15 protein-coding genes are annotated in these 18,827 nt (G+C 68.2%); 10 read left to right on the top strand and 5 right to left on the bottom strand.

Translation table 11 applies throughout. The features are described from left to right. The first annotated feature begins 230 nt into the window (after positions 1-230). The 3 genes from ABQE44_RS04930 to ABQE44_RS04940 all read left to right on the top strand — a co-directional run bounded on the left by ABQE44_RS04930 (position 231) and on the right by ABQE44_RS04940 (position 2,863). Positions 231-1,049: a hypothetical protein gene (locus ABQE44_RS04930; RefSeq protein WP_448428567.1), complete on the top strand. Its 819-nt coding sequence runs from the start codon at positions 231-233 to the stop codon at positions 1,047-1,049. A 70-nt stretch (positions 1,050-1,119) separates the two neighbouring features. Further along, positions 1,120-1,701, top strand: a complete 582-nt coding sequence (locus ABQE44_RS04935; protein WP_448392932.1) for a sigma-70 family RNA polymerase sigma factor — start codon at positions 1,120-1,122, stop codon at positions 1,699-1,701. Beyond that, the gene (locus ABQE44_RS04940; RefSeq protein WP_448428569.1) at positions 1,694-2,863 is read left to right on the top strand and encodes an anti-sigma-D factor RsdA; all 1,170 of its coding nucleotides are present in this window, start codon (positions 1,694-1,696) and stop codon (positions 2,861-2,863) included. The genes ABQE44_RS04935 and ABQE44_RS04940 overlap by 8 nt, the downstream gene beginning before the upstream one ends. A gap of 13 nt (positions 2,864-2,876) precedes the next feature. On the opposite strand, the gene ABQE44_RS04945 is transcribed toward ABQE44_RS04940, so the two are convergent. After that, entirely contained in the window at positions 2,877-3,281 is a 405-nt protein-coding gene (locus ABQE44_RS04945; RefSeq protein ID WP_427058319.1) for a DUF5319 domain-containing protein, read from the bottom strand. 156 nt (positions 3,282-3,437) lie between these two features. Here ABQE44_RS04945 and guaB point away from each other — a divergent pair, with 156 nt between their 5' ends. Genes guaB through phoU form a run of 4 tightly spaced genes read left to right on the top strand, consistent with a single transcriptional unit; the run spans position 3,438 to position 8,601 of the window. Further along, on the top strand, positions 3,438-4,991 hold the full coding sequence (gene guaB / locus ABQE44_RS04950) for an IMP dehydrogenase (protein ID WP_448392934.1): 1,554 nt from the start codon (positions 3,438-3,440) through the stop codon (positions 4,989-4,991). A 24-nt stretch (positions 4,992-5,015) separates the two neighbouring features. Continuing rightward, complete coding sequence (locus ABQE44_RS04955) at positions 5,016-6,143, top strand: GuaB3 family IMP dehydrogenase-related protein (protein ID WP_448393137.1); 1,128 nt, start codon at positions 5,016-5,018, stop codon at positions 6,141-6,143. Positions 6,144-6,174: 31 nt separating this feature from the next. After that, the gene (locus ABQE44_RS04960) at positions 6,175-7,911 is read left to right on the top strand and encodes a GMC oxidoreductase (RefSeq protein ID WP_448392935.1); all 1,737 of its coding nucleotides are present in this window, start codon (positions 6,175-6,177) and stop codon (positions 7,909-7,911) included. 30 nt (positions 7,912-7,941) lie between these two features. Beyond that, positions 7,942-8,601 carry a phosphate signaling complex protein PhoU gene (gene phoU / locus ABQE44_RS04965; protein WP_448392936.1) on the top strand — a complete coding sequence of 220 codons (660 nt, stop codon included), beginning with the start codon at positions 7,942-7,944 and terminating at the stop codon, positions 8,599-8,601. Here the strand turns inward: phoU and ABQE44_RS04970 are convergent. Both ABQE44_RS04970 and ABQE44_RS04975 read right to left on the bottom strand, forming a co-directional pair. Next, entirely contained in the window at positions 8,598-10,955 is a 2,358-nt protein-coding gene (locus ABQE44_RS04970) for a glycoside hydrolase family 65 protein (RefSeq protein ID WP_448428571.1), read from the bottom strand. The genes phoU and ABQE44_RS04970 overlap by 4 nt on opposite strands. After that, complete coding sequence (locus ABQE44_RS04975; protein ID WP_448392938.1) at positions 10,952-11,740, bottom strand: beta-phosphoglucomutase family hydrolase; 789 nt, start codon at positions 11,738-11,740, stop codon at positions 10,952-10,954. The genes ABQE44_RS04970 and ABQE44_RS04975 overlap by 4 nt, the downstream gene beginning before the upstream one ends. Before the next feature lie 66 nt (positions 11,741-11,806). On the opposite strand from ABQE44_RS04975, the gene guaA reads away from it, so the two are divergent. The 3 genes from guaA to ABQE44_RS04990 all read left to right on the top strand — a co-directional run bounded on the left by guaA (position 11,807) and on the right by ABQE44_RS04990 (position 15,811). After that, a complete protein-coding gene (guaA, locus tag ABQE44_RS04980; protein ID WP_448428573.1) occupies positions 11,807-13,366 on the top strand; it encodes a glutamine-hydrolyzing GMP synthase in 1,560 nt (519 codons plus the stop codon). A gap of 198 nt (positions 13,367-13,564) precedes the next feature. Continuing rightward, a complete protein-coding gene (locus ABQE44_RS04985; RefSeq protein ID WP_448393138.1) occupies positions 13,565-14,236 on the top strand; it encodes a DnaE2-dependent mutagenesis accessory factor ImuA' in 672 nt (223 codons plus the stop codon). Then, positions 14,237-15,811, top strand: coding sequence for a DNA polymerase Y family protein (locus ABQE44_RS04990; RefSeq protein ID WP_448392940.1), 1,575 nt, complete (start codon positions 14,237-14,239; stop codon positions 15,809-15,811). Here the strand turns inward: ABQE44_RS04990 and ABQE44_RS04995 are convergent. Beyond that, positions 15,802-16,773 carry a nucleoside hydrolase gene (locus ABQE44_RS04995; protein WP_448392941.1) on the bottom strand — a complete coding sequence of 324 codons (972 nt, stop codon included), beginning with the start codon at positions 16,771-16,773 and terminating at the stop codon, positions 15,802-15,804. The genes ABQE44_RS04990 and ABQE44_RS04995 overlap by 10 nt on opposite strands. 24 nt (positions 16,774-16,797) lie before the next feature. Further along, on the bottom strand, positions 16,798-18,789 hold the full coding sequence (locus tag ABQE44_RS05000) for an SDR family oxidoreductase (protein ID WP_448428575.1): 1,992 nt from the start codon (positions 18,787-18,789) through the stop codon (positions 16,798-16,800). Positions 18,790-18,827: the final 38 nt, after the last annotated feature.

Genomic DNA, 18,827 nt, shown 5'->3' on the forward strand with positions numbered 1-18,827 from the left:
GGCCAAGAATTTACCTCACGTTCATTCTTGGGCCTTTTCGCCGGCGTAAAACATGCTAAGCGAATCCCACCGAGACCACCCCGGCCGCCGTTTCACCTGATCGCGTCGCCAGGAGGTAATCCAGCAAACGCAAACAATCAATGGTCGGCTTACCTGGAGTTAACTTTGTGGGCATCAACTGTTAACCGAATCCATCCGGTCGGCGTGTCGTTGATAGCGTCGGCGCTTCGATGACCACTTCCTGCTCCGCGACGGTGTTGGCCGATGCCGCGTTCGGTTGCGACCCCGGCCGCTGGCCGCTGCCGCCGGCCGCGTCGCAGCACGAACTGTGGCTGCGCGCGGTCGCCGCGGGCGGTCAGGGACGCTACGCCAGCGCGCGCGCCGACCTCGCTCGGCTGCGCCGCACCCGACGGCATGAGCCGTTGATCTCGTTGGCGCACAGCACCTATGCGTCGTTGCTGCGGCAACTCGGCTGGCACGGCCACGCCCGAGGCTGGGACGGGCGAGCGTTGGCGCTCGCCGGCTCCGACGCCGAGGCCGGTGCCGACGCGCTGATCGGGCTGGCCGCCGACGCGTTGGGGATGGGCCGGTTTCCGGCGGCTGCACGCGCACTTCAGCGGGCCGCCGAGCGGATCCCCGACGCGCCGGCGTCACGGCTCGCCGTTCGGTTGGCGTGGGTGGGCGCGGAACTGGCGATGGCCCGCGGCGAGGGCGCGCAGGCGGTGCGCCATGCCGAGCAAGCCGTCCGGGCGGCCGCGGCGTTCGGCTCGGCGCGACACGCCGTGAAATCCGACGTCGTACACGCCGCCGCGTTGTGCAGCGCCGGTGACCTTGACGCTGCGCGGCTGGTCGCAGACGCCGCGCTGACCGAGACGGGCCGCCTCGGAATGATCCCGCTGCGCTGGGCGTTGGCCTGCTTGCTGGCCGACATCGGCAGCGCGACGTGCCCGCACGACCAGATCCGTGCCATTCGCGACGAATCTGCCGACACAGTCCGGTCACGGGGCGGCGTGTGGCCCGTCTCGGTGACCGAGGGCACGTCATCCTGAAAGTTATTGTTTAGCTGAGCCGCCCCCGCCGGACTGCCACCGGTTCGTAACGCTGGAGAGATCGCCCACGATGACAATTTCGAGAGAACGTCTCGATGCTGTCGTTGCTGAGGCAGTAGCGGGCAACCGAGACGCACTCCGACAGGTGCTGGAAACCATCCGCCCCATCGTTGTCAGGTACTGCCGGGCACGGGTGGGAGCCGCGGAACGCAGTGGGCTTTCAGCAGACGATATTGCTCAGGAGGTGTGCTTGGCCGCCATCACGGCGCTGCCGCGCTACAAGGATCAGGGACGACCGTTCCTGGCCTTCGTGTACGGCATAGCTGCACACAAGCTCGCTGATGCGCACCGCGCAGCGGCACGGAACCGCTCCGACCCGATGGAAGTCGTGCCGGAGGGCTACTCGCTGGACGCCGGTCCCGAGCAGATGGCCCTGGAGGCCGAATCGTCTGAGCAGATGAAAAAGCTGCTCGCCGTACTGCCGGAAAAGCAACGTGAAATCTTGATCCTGCGTGTGGTCGTCGGCATGAGCGCCGAGGAGACCGCCGAGGCAGTCGGAAGTACGGCCGGTGCGGTCCGGGTGGCCCAGCATCGCGCGCTGGCGCGGCTGAAGCAGGAGATCATCTCGACAGGGCGGCACGACCATGCCTGACTTCGGACGCTGGAACGCAAACGGGGGCGACCCGTCCCTCAACGACATCAACCGCACCGACCGGTTCCTGGACGCGCTGGCGTTCGAAGAGCCGGTGTATGCCACCGACCCCGGCGAAGCCGAGCTGGCACAACTGCTGGCTGGCTGGCGCGACGAGGTGCGCGACGCACCGCTGACCGCGCCCGTCACCCCGCGCGACGCGGTGCTGGCACTGGATCGTGCCACCGTGTCACGACGACGCAACCGGTCGCTGGCGGTCGTCGGATCGGCGGCGGCTGCGGTGTTGTGCCTCGGCGGCTTCGGTGCGGTGGTCGCCGGCGCCGGACCGGGTGATGCGTTGTACGGCCTGCGCACCATGCTGTTCGGTGAGCAGCAGACCACCCGCGACGATCCGGTGATGCTGGCGTCGCAGCAGTTTGCCGAGGTGCAGCAGCTGATCGACGAAGGCCAGTGGGAAGCCGCGCAGGACAAGCTGCAGACGCTGACCACCACGGTGGCCACGGTCGACGATGTTGACCGCAAACAGGAATTCGTCAGCGACTGGCAAGAGTTGACGGTGAAGGTTCAGGCGCAGGACCCGGCCGCGACCATTCCGCCGGATGTGCCGCCGCCGGTGTTCCCGGAGGTGCCGATCGCGGTGCACGACACCACGACGACGATCTCGGTTTCGCCGTCGCCGTCGGACACCACGGCCCCGTCGCCGTCGGATGTGACGACGTTGCCGTCGCCGACGGACACCACGCTGCCGTCGCCCACGGATGTCACGACGCTGCCGTCGCCGACTGCGACGCCGTCGCCGACACCGACTGTGGCCCCGTCGCCCACGCCGACCGCGAGCCCGTCGCCCACGCCGACCGCGAGCCCGTCGCCCACGCCGACCGCGAGCCCGTCCCCGACGAGCTCGCCTGCGCAGCGGCCGACGCCGACATCGTCGGTGCAGCAGCCGCCGTCGTCCTCGGCGACGCAACTGCCCGCACCGTCACCGTCACCGACCGCGACGCCAACGCAGGCACCGCAGACGACCGAAGTTGCAACGACCCAGCCGCCGACCACGCAGCAGGCGACCACCACGCAGGCGCCGACGCAGGAGTCACCCACCAGGGAGGCGTCGAAGACGGTGATCACCACGACGACCGTGGTGCCGGAGCCCGAAGGCGAGTAGAGCTAGCGCGTGCTCAGCGGTAGCCGTCGGTTTCCGAGGCCGCCTCGTTGAGTGAGGCGTCGGCGTAACCGCGGCAGTAATCCCACGTCACGTAGGCATCGGGTTCGGGATCGTAGGCCGGCTCGTGCGGCCGCACCGTGCCGTCCACGAGCAGTTGCAGCAGGTTGGCGCGCAGCATGTCCCAGTCGTGGTAGTGATCCTGCTGGCATTCGTCACAGCAAACCACCAGGCCGCGGATGCCCTTGTGCGCCAACAACGCCTCGTACACCGCAAGGTCGGCGAGGTCGGCCTCCACCGCGGTCCGCTCTTGCGGGTCCAGCGGCTGGCCGGGCTCGATGGCGTCGAGCGCGGCCGACGGGTCACACGGGTCGTCGGCGAACGGATCGGGTGGCAAACCCGGTGGCAGGTGGTCACGCACGCCTCCACCCTACGCAGCCGCATCCATTTCGGTCCAGCCGTCGGGCGGCATGGCGTCCGATGATTCCGAACACCGTGTGGCACCGGACCGTCGACCTCGATGCCGATAGGATGGTCGTCTAGCTCGACGACTGTCCTCGTCACTGGAGGCCCATCCATGTCGATCGCTGAAAGCAGCGTTCCGCTCGCCGTGCCGGTGCCGACCGGCGGCGATGACCCGACGAAAGTTGCGATGCTCGGGCTCACCTTCGATGACGTCCTGTTGCTGCCCGCAGCCTCCGACGTGATTCCCGCCACCGCCGACACCTCCAGCCAGCTGACCAAGAAGGTGCGGCTGAAAGTGCCTCTGGTCAGCTCGGCGATGGACACGGTGACCGAGTCGCGGATGGCCATCGCGATGGCGCGGGCCGGCGGCATGGGAGTACTGCACCGCAACCTTCCGATCGCCGAGCAGGCCGGCCAGGTCGAAACCGTCAAGCGTTCCGAAGCCGGTATGGTCACCGACCCGGTCACCTGCTCGCCGGACAACACGCTGGCCGAAGTCGACGCGATGTGCGCACGGTTTCGGATCTCGGGGTTGCCCGTCGTCGACGACACCGGCTCCCTTGTCGGGATCATCACCAACCGCGACATGCGCTTTGAGGTCGACCAGTCCAAGCCCGTCTCGGAAGTGATGACCAAGGCACCGCTGATCACCGCGCAGGAGGGTGTCTCCGCCGAAGCCGCGCTGGGGCTGCTGCGTCGGCACAAGATCGAGAAGCTGCCGATCGTCGACGGCCACGGCAAGCTGACCGGCCTGATCACGGTCAAGGACTTCGTCAAGACCGAACAGTTCCCGCTGGCCACCAAGGACAAAGACGGGCGGCTGCTGGTCGGCGCCGCCGTCGGCGTCGGTGATGACGCCTGGACGCGCGCGGTGACGCTGGTGGAGGCCGGCGTCGACGTGCTCGTGGTGGACACCGCCCACGCCCACAACCGCGGCGTGCTCGACATGGTGCACCGGGTCAAGACCGTGCTGGGCGATCGTGTCGAGGTGATCGGCGGCAACGTGGCCACCCGCGCCGCCGCGGCCGCGCTGGCCGACGCGGGTGCCGACGCGGTGAAAGTCGGTGTGGGACCGGGCTCGATCTGCACCACCCGCGTGGTGGCCGGCGTCGGCGCACCCCAGATCACCGCGATCTTGGAAGCAGTAGCGGCCTGTCGTCCGCATGGAGTGCCGGTGATCGCCGACGGCGGACTGCAGTACTCCGGTGACATCGCCAAGGCGCTGGCCGCCGGGGCATCGACGGCGATGCTGGGCTCGCTTCTGGCCGGCACCGCCGAGTCGCCCGGCGAGCTGATCTTCGTCAACGGTAAGCAGTTCAAGAGCTACCGCGGTATGGGCTCACTGGGAGCCATGCAGGGCCGCGGCGGCGCCGGGGGCACTGGCAGGTCCTACTCCAAGGACCGCTACTTCCAGGACGACGCGCTGTCCGAGGACAAGCTGGTGCCCGAGGGCATCGAGGGCAGGGTGCCGTACCGTGGTCCGCTGTCCACCGTCATCCACCAGCTCACCGGCGGGCTGCGGGCGGCCATGGGCTACACCGGCTCGGCCACCATCGAACAGCTGCAGCAGGCGCAGTTCGTGCAGATCACCGCCGCCGGGCTGAAGGAAAGCCATCCGCACGATGTCGCGATGACCGTCGAAGCGCCGAATTACTACGCCCGCTAAGGGGACACACTGGTCATGCGTGACTTGGTCGAAATCGGCATGGGCAGAACCGCCCGCCGCACTTACGAACTCGACGACATCAACATCGTGCCGGCACGGCGCACGCGGTCGTCCAAGGACGTCTCGACGGCCTGGCAGCTGGACGCCTACCGCTTCGAGGTTCCCGTAATCGCCCATCCGACCGACGCGCTGGTGTCACCGGAGTTCGCGATCGCGCTCGGCCGGCTCGGCGGGCTGGGCGTGCTCAACGGCGAGGGCCTGATCGGCAGACACGCCGACGTCGAGGACAAGATCGCCCAAGTGGTCGAGGCCGCCGAGAAAGAACCTGAGCCTGCGGCGTCGATACGCCTTCTGCAGCAACTGCATTCGGCGCCACTGGACCCCGATCTGCTGGGTGCGGCGATCGCCCGGATCCGCGACGCCGGGGTGACGACGGCCGTGCGGGTAAGCCCGCAGAACGCGCGGGCGCTGACCCCGACACTGATTTCGGCCGGGATCGACCTGCTGGTCATCCAGGGCACGATCGTGTCGGCCGAACGGGTCGCGTCCGATGGCGAGCCGCTGAACCTCAAGACGTTCATTTCCGAACTCGACGTGCCGGTGGTGGCCGGCGGGGTGCTCGATCACCGCACGGCGCTGCACCTGATGCGCACCGGCGCGGCCGGTGTCATCGTCGGTTACGGCTCCACGCAGGGCGTCACTACCAGCGACGAGGTGCTGGGCATCAGCGTGCCGATGGCCACTGCGATCGCCGACGCAGCCGCCGCCCGCCGCGAGTACCTCGACGAGACGGGCGGGCGCTACGTGCACGTGCTGGCCGACGGCGATATCCACACCTCCGGCGACCTGGCCAAGGCCATCGCCTGCGGCGCCGACGCCGTCGTGCTCGGCACCCCGCTGGCCACTGCCGCCGAGGCGCTGGGCGACGGCTGGTTCTGGCCCGCCGCCGCGGCACATCCGTCGTTGCCGCGCGGGGCGCTGCTGCAGATCGCGATGGGGGAGCGGCCGTCGCTGGAGCAGGTGCTGATGGGCCCGTCGGATGATCCGTTCGGTTCGCTCAACCTGGTCGGCGGGTTGCGCCGGTCGATGGCCAAGGCCGGCTACTGCGATCTCAAGGAGTTCCAGAAGGTCGGGTTGACCGTCGGTAGCTGAAGTTACCGTCGAGTAGGTCCATACTGGGGGTATGAGACCTGACTACGACGTCCTGATCATCGGCTCGGGCTTCGGCGGCAGCGTGAGCGCGCTGCGGCTCACCGAGAAGGGCTACCGCGTCGGGGTGCTGGAGGCGGGCCGGCGCTTCGCCGACGAGGATTTCGCCAAGACCTCGTGGAACCTGCGCAAGTTCCTGTGGGCGCCCAAACTCGGCATGTACGGCATCCAGCGGATCCACCTGCTGCGCAACGTGATGATCCTGGCCGGCGCTGGGGTGGGCGGCGGATCGCTGAACTACGCCAACACCCTCTACGTGCCGCCGGACCCGTTCTTCAACGACCCGCAGTGGAAGGACATCACCGACTGGCGCGCCGAGTTGATGCCGCACTACGACCAGGCGCAGCGGATGCTCGGCGTGGTCACCAACCCGACGTTCACCGACGCCGACCGCATCGTCAAGGAGGTCGCCGACGAGATGGGCGTCGGGCACACCTGGGTGCCCACCCCGGTCGGCGTGTTCTTCGGGCCCGACGGCACCAAGACGCCCGGCAAGACCGTGCCCGACCCCTACTTCGGCGGGGCAGGGCCGGCGCGGACCGGCTGCATCGAGGTCGGCGAGTGCATGACCGGCTGCCGCCACAACGCCAAGAACACATTGGTGAAGAACTACCTGTACCTGGCGGAAAAGGCTGGCGCAGAAGTACTTCCGATGACCACCGTCACTGGATTCGAGCAGCGCGCCGACGGCCTGTGGGACGTCCGCACCGTGCGCACCGGCCGCTGGGTACGCAAGAAGCGACGCACCATCACCGCCACGCACCTGGTGCTGGCTGCCGGCACGTGGGGTACGCAACAGCTGCTGTTCAAGATGCGGGACTCCGGCAAGCTGCCCAAGATGTCCGAGCGCCTCGGCGTGCTGACCCGGACCAACTCCGAGTCGATCGTCGGCGCGGGCAAGTACAAGGTGTCACCCGGTCTCGATCTCACCCACGGCGTGGCGATCACGTCATCCATCCATCCCACCTCCGACACCCACGTCGAACCGGTGCGCTACGGCAAGGGCTCCAACGCGATGGGGCTGTTGCAGACGCTGATGACCGACGGCGACGGCCCGGAGGGCACCGATGTGCCGCGCTGGCGCCAGTTCCTGCGCGACGCGGCGGCCAACCCGCGCGGCACGCTGCGCATGATCAACGTCCGGCGGTGGAGTGAACGCACTGTCATCGCGCTGGTCATGCAGCACCTGGACAATTCGATCACCACGTTCACCGAACGCACCAAGCTCGGCTACCGGCGCCTGACCAGCAAGCAAGGTCACGGCCAGCCGAACCCGACGTGGATCCCGGTGGGTAACGAGGTCACCCGCCGCATCGCCGAGAAGATCGACGGCGTCGCCGGCGGTACCTGGGGTGAGCTGTTCAACATCCCGCTCACCGCGCACTTCCTCGGCGGGGCCGCGATCGGCGACACCGCCGAGCACGGCGTTATCGACCCGTATCAACGGGTCTACGGCTATCCGACGCTGTCGGTGCACGACGGAGCGGCCATCTCGGCGAACCTCGGTGTGAACCCGTCGCTTTCGATCACCGCGCAAGCCGAGCGGGCGGCGTCGCTGTGGCCCAACAAGGGGCAGGCCGACCTGCGTCCCCCGCAAGGACAGCCGTACAAGCGCATTGATCCGATCCCGCCGACCAACCCGGTGGTGCCCGCAGACGCCCCCGCGGCGCTGCGCCGGTTGCCGATCGAACCGGTCACCTCGACTGGTTGAGCCGCCGCCGATGCGGGTACGCAGTGGCCCATGCGAACCGCATACCACGAGCAGTTATCTGCGCTGTGCGCGCAGTTGGGTGAGATGTGCGGGCTGACCGCCGCCGCGATGGAACGCGCGACGCAGGCGCTGCTGGACGCCGACCTGACGCTGGCCGAGCAGGTGATCGCCGAACACGAGCACATCGCGCTGCTGAACCGCCGGGCCGAGGAGATGGCGATCAGGCTGCTTGCGCTACAGCAGCCGGTGGCCGGCGACCTACGCACCATCGTCGGCTCCATCCGCATCAGCGCCGACATCGAGCGGATGGGCGCGCTCGCGGTGCACGTGGCCAGCATCGCGCGGCTGCGCCATCCGGAATGCGCGCTGCCCGACGACGTGCGCGCCAGCTTCACGGAGATGGGTGCGCGCGCGGTGCAGTTGGCCAAAACCGCGCAGGAGGTGCTGATCTCACCGGATCCCGACAAGGCCGCCCGGTTACACCACGACGACGACGTGGTGGACGACGAGCACCGTCGGCTGTTCACGCTGCTGCTCGACCACAAATGGCAGGACGGCGTCTGCTCGGCCGTCGACGTGGCGCTGCTCGGCCGCTATTACGAGCGCTTCGCCGACCACGCGGTGGAGATCGGGCGGCGGGTCATCTTCGAGGCCACAGGTGGGCTGCCGCTGGGCAAGCAGTTGGTCTAGCCAGGTTGCTCGTGGCGCAACGGCGCCCGCCCAGGTGGCTGCTGCGGCGGTGGCAGCAGCGGACGGACTGGTTTGACCGCGACGGTGGTGGGGTTTTGGGTCTTGAGCTCGAGATCCTCGCCTGCGTGGCGGATCGTCAGCGACGAGTCGGGCCCGTCGCGAAGGGTGTACGTGACGTTCTCGTGGTTGACGTCGACGGTGAGCCGAAAGTTCTTCCACCGCAACCGGAATTTCAGGCCCGACAGCGTCTTGGGGAGTTGCGGGTTGAGCACCAGCACGTCTTCGTCGTCGCGAAGCCCGCCGAAGCCGGCCACCAGCGCCGACCACGCACCGGCGAGTGAGGCCATGTGCAGGCCGTCGCGGGTGTTGTGGTGCAGGTTGCGCAGATCGATCATCGCTGCTTCGTACGCGTAGTCGTGGGCCAGTTCCAGATGTCCGACAGCCGCGCACATCACCGCTTGCGTGCACGCTGACAGCGATGAGTCGCGGGTGGTGCGCCGCTCGTAATAGTCGACGTTGCGCGCCATCTGTTCGGGGGTGAAAGCGTGGCTCTCCCAATGCATCGCCAACACCAAGTCGGCCTGCTTGACCACTTGCTGGGGGTAGAGCCGCACGTACGGCTCGTGCAGCAGCAGGGGATAGGCGGTGTTGGCCTCGAAGTCCCACTCCCGCAACGTCGTGAAGCCATCGCACTGGGGGTGGACGCCGAGTTCCTCGTCGAACGGAATGTGAACGGTCGCTGCGGCATGACGCCAGGCGGCGATCTCCTCGGCGGTGACATCCATGGCGTTTGCCTCGTCGGGGTGCCGAAGACAGGCGTCGGCCGCTGCGCGAAGGTTGCGCGCCGCCATCAGGTTGGTGAACACGTTGTCGCGCACCACGGCGGTGTACTCGTCGGGACCGGTGACACCGTCGATGTGCCACACCCCGTGTCGATCATGCTGCCCGAGCGAAAGCCACATCCTGGCCGTCTCTACCAACACCTTCAGCCCGCATTCGATGTCCAGCGAATCATCGCCTGTCACAACGCGATACCGCTCGAATGCCATCGCGATGTCAGCGTTGACGTGGAAGGCCGCGGTGCCCGCCGGCCAATACGCCGAGCACTCCTCACCGCGGATCGTGCGCCACGGGAAGGCGGCACCTTCGATGTCGAGCAACTCGGCACGCTCTTTGGCCAGATCCAGAGTGGAGGCACGCCATCGCAGCGCGTCGGCGGCGGCATAGGGCGCGGTGTAGGTGAGCAGCGGTAGCACGAAACCTTCGGTGTCCCAGAACGCGTGGCCGTCATAGCCGGTGCCCGTCAAGCCCTTGCCCGGAATCGCGCGGCGCTCGGCTCGTGCGCTTGCTTGCAGCACATGAAACAACGCGAAGCGCACGGCCTGCTGGATGTGGGGGTCGCCTTCGACCTCGACGTCGGCGGAGTCCCAGAAGTCATCGAGATAGGCCCGCTGGGAATCCAGAAGGCCTTGCCAGCCGGTGTATTCGGCGCCGCTGAGCGCGCCTGCGACCTGGTCGCGCAATGCCGGGCGGGAACGCAGGCTCGACCACGCGTAGCCCAGATACTTGCGGATACGCAGCCGTTGCCCTGGCCGCAGCCCACAGATGACCGTGGTGCGGGCCCAGTCTTCGGCGGTATCGGTTTTCGCCACGACGCGGCCGGGCACGTCGATTTCGTGGTCCATCGCGGCGGCCATCATCAACTGGCTGCCGCGCGTGCGGTGGATGAGAATCGCGCCGTCGCCGGTGCTTTCCTGATGCACCGCCTCCAACGGGTGGTCGAGAACGGCCGACACCCGCGGGTCACCTGAAGTGGGTGGCTGGTCTTCGTTGGCCACGAGTTCGGATTGGACGGTGATCCGGGCGAACTGTTCGACCGCCTCCACGATGTACTCGATCGCCGCGACGCCGCGCTGGTCGAGCGAGACCAGCCGCGTCGAAACGACTTTCACCTGTTTGCCTGCGGGGGAGCGCCACTGCACGTTTCGGGTCAGCGTGCCGGCGCGCATGTCCAACACGCGTTCGTGCTCGAGCAGGTCGCCGTAGCGGACGTCGAACGGTTCGTCGTCGACAAGCAGGCGCATGAGCTTGCCGTTGGTGACGTTGAGGATCGTCTGGCCAGCTTCCGGGTAGCCGTAGCCCGCCTCGGCGTACGGCAGCGGGCGAACCTCGTAGAACGAGTTCAGGTAGGTGCCGGGCAAGCTGTGCGGTTCGCCTTCGTCGAGGTTGGCGCGCATGCCGATGTGACCGTTGGACAGGGCGAATATCGACTCGGATTCGTCCATAACCGCTAGATCGAGCGATGTTTCGCGGACGTGCCACGCCTCTACCGGGTAAAGCTCGTCGGTGATCATTGCGTCAAGAGCTCCATCAGGTCGGCCACGACGATATCGGCGCCGTTGTGGCGCAGAGCCTCCGCATGTCCGACGCGGTCCACGCCGACCACGTAGCCGAAGTTACCAGCTCGCCCGGCTGCCACTCCGGCCAGTGCGTCTTCGAAAACCGCGCCGTCGGCGGGCTCGATGCCGAGCAGTTGTGCTGCCCGCAGAAACGAGTCCGGAGCGGGCTTACCGGGGATGTTCTCCTCGCGCAGCACGACGCCGTCCACCCGGTGCTGGACGAACCTGTCCAGGCCCGTCATCTCGAGCACCTCGCGGGTGTTGGCGCTCGAGGAGACCACCGCGACGCCCAGGCCCGCGTCGGCCACCGCCTCGAGGTAGCGGCGCGAGCCGTCGTACACCGTCACCCCGTCGGCGCGCAGCACCTGGTGAAACATCTGGTTCTTGCGGTTGCCGAGGCCGAACACCGTCTCGGCGTCGGTGTCGTCGTCCGGGTGCCCGTCGGGTAGTTCGATGCCGCGGCTGGCCAAAAAGGAGCGCACCCCGTCCTCACGCTTCTTACCGTCGACGTAGCGCAGGTAATCGGCGCCCACATCGAACGGCACGAACGGTTCGCCGGTGCGTTGCGCATGTGCGCGAAGGAAGGCGTCGAACATGGCCTGCCACGCCTTGGTGTGCACGCTGGCGGTGTCGGTCAGCACACCGTCCAGGTCGAACAGGCAGGCGCGGATGTGCTTCGGCAGACCAGGCACGGTGCTCCTCGCTTCGAGCTTGCGGTCGTCGGACGGGTCATCGGCCATTGTCTGTCACCATTCCCCCTTTTGTGGCCCGGGTAACGAGCCGATGGTGCCAACTAGACTGACCGGGTGACATCGTCATCGCCCAGACCCGTGTTGGTGGTCGACTTCGGCGCGCAGTACGCGCAGCTGATCGCGCGACGGATCCGCGAGGCGCGGGTGTACTCCGAGGTGATCCCGCACACCGCCAGCGTCGAAGAGATCGTGGCCCGCGACCCGCAGGCCATCGTGCTGTCCGGCGGACCGGCCAGCGTCTACGCCGACGAGGCGCCGCAGCTCAACCCGGCGGTGTTCGACCTCGAGGTGCCGATATTCGGTATCTGCTACGGCTTCCAGGCGATGGCCCAGACACTGGGCGGAACGGTGACCGAGACCGGCACCCGCGAGTACGGCCGCACCGAGCTCAAAGTCACCGGGGGACAGCTTCATTCCGATCTGCCCGCGACTCAGCCGGTGTGGATGAGCCACGGGGACGCGGTCACCGCGGCCCCCGAGGGGTTCGACGTGGTGGCGGTCAGCGCGGGTTCGCCGGTCGCGGCGTTCGAGAACCGGGAGCGTCGGCTGGCCGGTGTGCAGTACCACCCCGAGGTGATGCACTCACCGCACGGCCAGCAGGTGCTGAGCCGGTTCCTGTATGAGTTCGCGGGCATCAGCGCGACGTGGACCGCCGCCAGCATCGCCGATGCCCTTGTCAGCGAGGTGCGCAACCAGATCGGCAACGGGCACGCGATCTGCGGGCTGTCCGGTGGCGTGGATTCGGCGGTGGCCGCCGCGCTGGTGCAGCGCGCCATCGGTGACCAGTTGACGTGTGTGTTCGTCGACCACGGCCTGTTGCGCGCTGGCGAACGCGCCCAGGTGCAACGCGATTTCGTCGCCGCAACCGGCGCCAAACTCGTCACCGTCGACGCCGAGAAACGGTTTCTCGATGCGCTGTCCGGGGTGACGAACCCCGAGGGCAAGCGCAAGATCATCGGCCGCGAGTTCATCCGCGCGTTCGAGGGTGCGGTACGAGATACGTTGGGCGCCAATGACGGTGATGTGGAGTTCCTGGTGCAGGGTACGCTGTACCCCGATGTGGTGGAGTCCGGCGGCGGAACCGGCGCGGCCAACATCAAGAGCCACCACAACGTCGGTGGGCTGCCCGCCGACCTGAAGTTCAAGCTGGTCGAACCGCTGCGGCTGCTGTTCAAAGACGAGGTCCGCGCGGTGGGACGCGAACTCGGACTGCCCGAGGAAATCGTTGCGCGCCAACCGTTCCCGGGACCGGGGTTGGCCATCCGGATCGTCGGCGAGGTCACCGCGGACCGGTTGGACACGTTGCGGCGCGCCGACGCGATCGCCCGCGAGGAACTGACCTCGGCCGGTCTGGATCACCAGATCTGGCAGTGCCCGGTGGTGCTGCTGGCCGACATCCGGTCGGTGGGTGTGCAGGGCGACGGCCGCACGTACGGCCACCCGATCGTGTTGCGTCCGGTGTCCAGTGAGGATGCGATGACCGCGGACTGGACCCGGGTGCCCTACGAGGTGCTGGAACGCATCTCCACCCGCATCACCAACGAGGTGGCCGAGGTCAACCGCGTGGTGCTCGACGTCACGAGCAAGCCGCCGGGCACCATCGAATGGGAGTGAGCTAACTCCTCTCCTTTCTGCCCGCGAGCAGACGCAAACTCGCATGAAACGGGCCGTGAGAACGCGACTTTGTGTCTGCTCGCGCTGAAGAAAGTGCCTTGACGGTGTCGGTGGGGAAGTGTTTACTGACCATATCGAACATACATTCGAATAACCGATGGTTCAGATGATGCAGGAGGTGCTGCTGTGGCAGCGACCATGAACCTGGAGCAGCGCCAGCTTACCCGCGCTGAACAGGTGGAACACCTGCGTCGCAGGATAGCGGCGGTCTCCGGAAAGGTGGGCGTCGGACGCAGCGGCGCGGCACCGTCGGCCGACTCGCTACCGACCTCGGAATCTTTGCTACCGCTACCCGAATCCCATGCAGAACTCCTATCGGAGCCGTTGCCGCGCGGAACGGTGGCGGTGGTGTCGGGGGCCCGCTCCTTACCGCTGAGCATGGTGGCGGCGGTGACGGCCGAAGGAGGTCATGCCGCGATCGTCGGACAGCCCGATGTCGGCCTGCTGGCGGCCGTGGAGATGGGAGCCGATCTGAGCAGGATCGCCGTCATCCCCGAACCGGGCGCCGACCCGGTCGAGGTGGCCGCGGTGCTGATGGACGGGATGGATCTGGTGGTGCTCGGTCTGGGCGGCCGCACGGTACCGGCCACCAGGGCGCGGGCGGTGGTGGCCCGGGCCCGGCAGAAGGGCTGCACGCTGCTGGTCACCAACGGCGACTGGCAGGGCGCATCCACCAGGATGGACGCCCGGGTCTGCGGTTATGAGATCACCGGCCACGGCCGGCCGGGCTTTGGCCGCATCGGCCGGGTACGGCTGGCGATGCGGGCCAGGGGCCGGTTCACCGGTTCCGTTCGTGCCGCGGGCGGATGAATGTCCACGCGCGTTCTGGCCATCTGGTGCATGGACTGGCCCGCGGTCGCCGCGGCTGCCGCGGCCGACCTACCGGCCACGGCTCCGATCGCGGTGACGTTGGCCAACCGGGTCATCACGTGTTCGGCGGCGGCCCGGTCGGCCGGTGTGCGACGGGGGCTGCGGCGCCGGGAGTCGCAGGCGCGTTGTCCGGAACTGCATGTGGTCACCGCCGATCCGGCACGCGACGCCCGCCATTTCGAGGGCGTTACGGCCGCGGTGGATGACCTGGTGCCGCGGGCCGAGGTGCTGCGCCCCGGTCTGCTGGTGCTGCCGGTCCGCGGTGCGGCCCGCTACTTCGGCTCTGAGGAGGCCGTCGCGCAGCAGCTGATCGACGCGGTGGCCGCGGCCGGTGCCGAATGCCAGGTCGGCATCGCCGATCAGCTGCCCACCGCGGTCTTCGCCGCGCGGGCGGGCCGGATCGTGGCACCCGGCGAGGATGCGCGGTTTCTGTCACCCCTGTCGATTCGGCAGTTGGCCGCCGAACCAAGCCTGGTCGGTCCCGGCCGGCAGGACCTGGCGGATCTGTTGTGGCGCATGGGGATCCGCAGCATCGGGCAGTTCGCGGCGCTGACCCGCAGCGACGTCGCCTCCCGGTTCGGCGCCGACGGGGTGGTGGCCCACCGGTTCGCGCGCGGGGAGCCCGACCGTGGGCCGTCGGGCCGAGAACCCGAGGCCGAACTCGACGCCGTCATGAACTGCGACCCGCCCATCGACCGCGTCGACGCCGCGGCGTTCGCGGGGCGGTCGCTGGCCAGCAGCCTGCATCGAAGCCTGGAGTCCTCCGGGGTGGGATGCACCCGGCTGGCCATCCACGCTGTCACCGCCAACGGTGAAGAGCTCGAACGGGTTTGGCGTTGTGCCGAGCCGTTGACCGAGGATGCCACCGCTGACCGGGTGCGCTGGCAGCTCGACGGCTGGCTGAACAAACGCAACCCCGACGACCGTCCCACCGCACCCGTCACGATGATCCGGCTGCGGCCGGTCGAGGTGGTCTCGGCCGAGGCGCTGCAGCTGCCGCTGTGGGGACCCCCAGCGAAGATGACCGACAGTGCCTATCGCGCGCTGGTGCGGGTGCAGGGGCTGCTCGGACCCGAGGCAGTGCAGATGCCCATCCTGTCCGGCGGCCGAGGACCTGCCGAGCGCATCACGTTCATGCCGCTGGGCGACGAACCGGTGCCGAAGGCCGATCCCCGCCAGCCGTGGCCGGGGCAGCTGCCCGAGCCGTCGCCGACGGTGCTGCTCGACGATCCGGTCGAGTTGTTCGACGCCGAGGGAAATCCGGTGCGGGTGACCGGTCGTGGCCTGTTCTCCACCGATCCGTCGCGGCTGGTTGCACCCGGCAAGGCGGGTCGGGACGCCCGGTTGGCCTGGTGGGCCGGGCCGTGGTCCGTCGACGAGCGGTGGTGGGATCCTCAGCGGGCCAAGGTGGGTCGGACAGCGCGCGCGCAGGTGCTGCTCGACACCGAGCCGGCGCAGGCCCTGCTGCTGTGTTACCGGCAGCGACGCTGGTATCTCGAGGGCATCTACGAGTGACCCAGCCGCTTGACGAACGTGTTGATGCGCGTGAGGAACCGGTCGAAGAACGCCGCGGGATCGACGTCGACACCGATGAGTGCGTTGGGTTCCCGGCCCCACCGGTTGCTCCAGTCCGCGATCGTCATCGCCCGGGTGAGCGTGCCTGTCAGCTCGACGTCGACCGTGGTGGGCCGGCACCGCACCAGATCGGGGTCCAGCGCCACCGCCGCGGCCAACGGGTCGTGCAGGTGCGCGAGATAGCCCTCGCCCTGGGCGGCATGAAACTCGAAGTAGAACCGCATCGCGTCTTCGAGCACCGTGACCAGCGGGTGCTCCGCCGCGGTCCTCAACCTGCCCAACAGCTCGGGTGTCAACACGATATTCTCGGTGAGGTTGAGCCCCAACACAATCGGAAGGTGTCCGACGTCCGGGCCCCAGCCGTGAAATACTTCGGCGGCGGCTTCGGGGTCCACGCTGACGTTCCACTCGGCCACCGGTGTGGTGTTGCCGCGGTAGTCGAACGCGCCGCCCATGATCACCAGCCGGCGCAGCAGCCGCGGCAGCGCAGGCTCGCGGCGCAGTGCCAGCGCCAGGTTCGTCAACGGGCCGGTGGCCACCCCGATCAGCTCACCGGGATACCCGTGCGCCGCGCGCACCCAGGCCTCTGCGGCGTCGTAGTCGGTGAGCGTGCGGGCCGTCGACGGCAACTGCGCATATCCCATGCCTTCGGGACCGTGCGTGTCCTCCGCGGTGCGCAGCGTTGCGCTGATTGGGTTCTCACTGCCCTTCGACACCGGCACGTCGACCCCGCACAACTCGAGCAGCGCCAGGTTGTTATGGCAAACCTGTTGCACCGGAACGTTTCCGGCGGTAGAGGCGATGCCGACCACGTTGGCTTCGTCGCTTGCGAACAGATACACCAACGCCATCGCGTCGTCGACACCGGTGTCCACGTCGACGAAGACCGGGAGCGCAGTCACGCCGCCAACGATAGGTCGGCGCGTCTACCAGTGCACACCGGGAACCAGCCGCACCGCGCGCTTGATCGGGTCGGGCACCCGCAACGGCGGGTCCGTGCGACGTTGCGGGCGCCGTGGCGGGGACGACGGTTCCCGCACCACACCGCGGGCCGCTGCCGAATCGGGATAGCCGAGGTAGAGCTGATGCAGCACGCGCCGCGACAGCTTGGGGGTCAGGTAGTTACCGAAGTCGGCGAACGTGCCCAGCGGGGTGTCGATCCGGGCCGGCTTCTCCACCAGGGCGCGCACCACTATCGCCGCGGCGTGTTCGGCACTGATCGCGGGCACCGGGTTGAGGCGACGCGACGGCACGATCATCGGCGTACGGACCAGCGGCATGTGGATGGTGGTGAACGTGATGTGATCGGAGAGCGTCTCGGAGGCCACCACATCGGCGAACGCATCCAGCGCGGCCTTGGTCGGCAGGTAGCTGCTGTACTTCGGATTGCGCGCCTGCACACCGGCGCTCGACACGTTCACCACGTGACCGAACCGTCGCTCGCGCCAATGCGGCAACAGCGCCAACACCATCCGCACCGCGCCGAAGTAGTTGACGGCCATCATCCGCTCATAGTCGTGCAGCCGGTCGGTGGAGGCAATCACCGAGCGCCGGATCGACCGGCCCGCGTTGTTGACCAGGTAGTCGACGTGGTCGAACCGGCCCAGGATGTCTTTGACCGTGTGCTCCACCGACGTCGAATCGGTGACGTCGCACGTGAACGCATGCGCCTGACCACCGGCGGCGCGGATCTCGGCGACCAGATCGTCGAGCGCGTCGGCGTTGCGCGCCAATGCGAACACCGTCGCGCCGCGTTGTGCGATCGCGACGGCCGACGCGCGGCCGATACCGCTCGAGGCGCCGGTGATGAGCACGTGCTTGCCGACCAACGGGCCCGCGGGGTCGTCGTGGCGGGCGCGGTCGGGATCGAGGTGCTCGGCCCAGTAGCGCCACAGCCGCGGCGCGTACGACGCGAACTCCGGTGCGGCTATCCCGGTGCCGCGCAACGCGTCTGCGGTGTGGTGCGCGGTGAACGTCGGCATCAGATCGACGACGTCGAGGATCTCGGCCGGGATGCCGAGCTGGGTGACCGCCATGTTGCGCAACACCTTCGCGCGTCCAGTGGCCCGCAGAAACGGCGTCGCCATGGCCGGGGGCAGCGACCCACGCAGCGGCGGCAGCCCGGCCTCCTTGGCAATTCCGCGGTAAATACCGCGCAGCCCAATGGTTTTAGCGGCGGTGAGGTGAAACGTCTGCCCGTCACGGTTATCGCTGTGCATCAGCGCCACCAACGCATCGACCACGAAGTCAACGGGCACGATGTTGGTGCGACCGGTATCGGGCAGCACGATCGGCGTCAACGACGGCAGCCGGGCCAGTTTGGCCAGCAGCCCGAAGAAGTAATAGGGCCCGTCGACCTTGTCCATCTCGCCGGTGTGCGAATCGCCTACCACCACGCCTGGCCGGTACACGCGGTAGCGCAGCCCCGGCGCCGAGCGCACCAACAGCTCAGCCTCGAACTTGGTCTGGTGATACGGGGTCGGCAGGTCCTGGCCGAGATCGAAGTCGCCCTCGGTGAACTCGCCGCCGTGCCGTCCCGCCACCGCGATGGAGGACACGTGGTGCAGCGTGGCGTCGAGCCGGCCGGCCAACTCGATGACCGCCCGGGTGCCCGCCACGTTGGCGCCGCGTTGAACGGCGTCGGGCGCGGTGATGTCGTAGACCGCGCCGCAGTGCACGATGTGGTCGACGGCGCCGAGCTCGTCGACCGCCTGGTCGGTGAGGCCGAGCATGGGTGCGGTCAAGTCGCCGACCAGGGGTTTGGCCCGCTCGTCCCACGTCGCGGCCAGCCGTTCGAACCGCGACAGCGACCCCCGCCGAACGAGGACCGACACCCCGGCGTCGTCGCTACGGGCCAGGAGCTGCGACACCACCCGCCGCCCGATAAACCCGGTACCGCCGGTAACGACATAATGCATGCGAGCATCGTCGCCCCTGCCGAGGGAAACGTCAATGC

Source organism: Mycolicibacterium sp. XJ2546, from assembly GCF_053483195.1.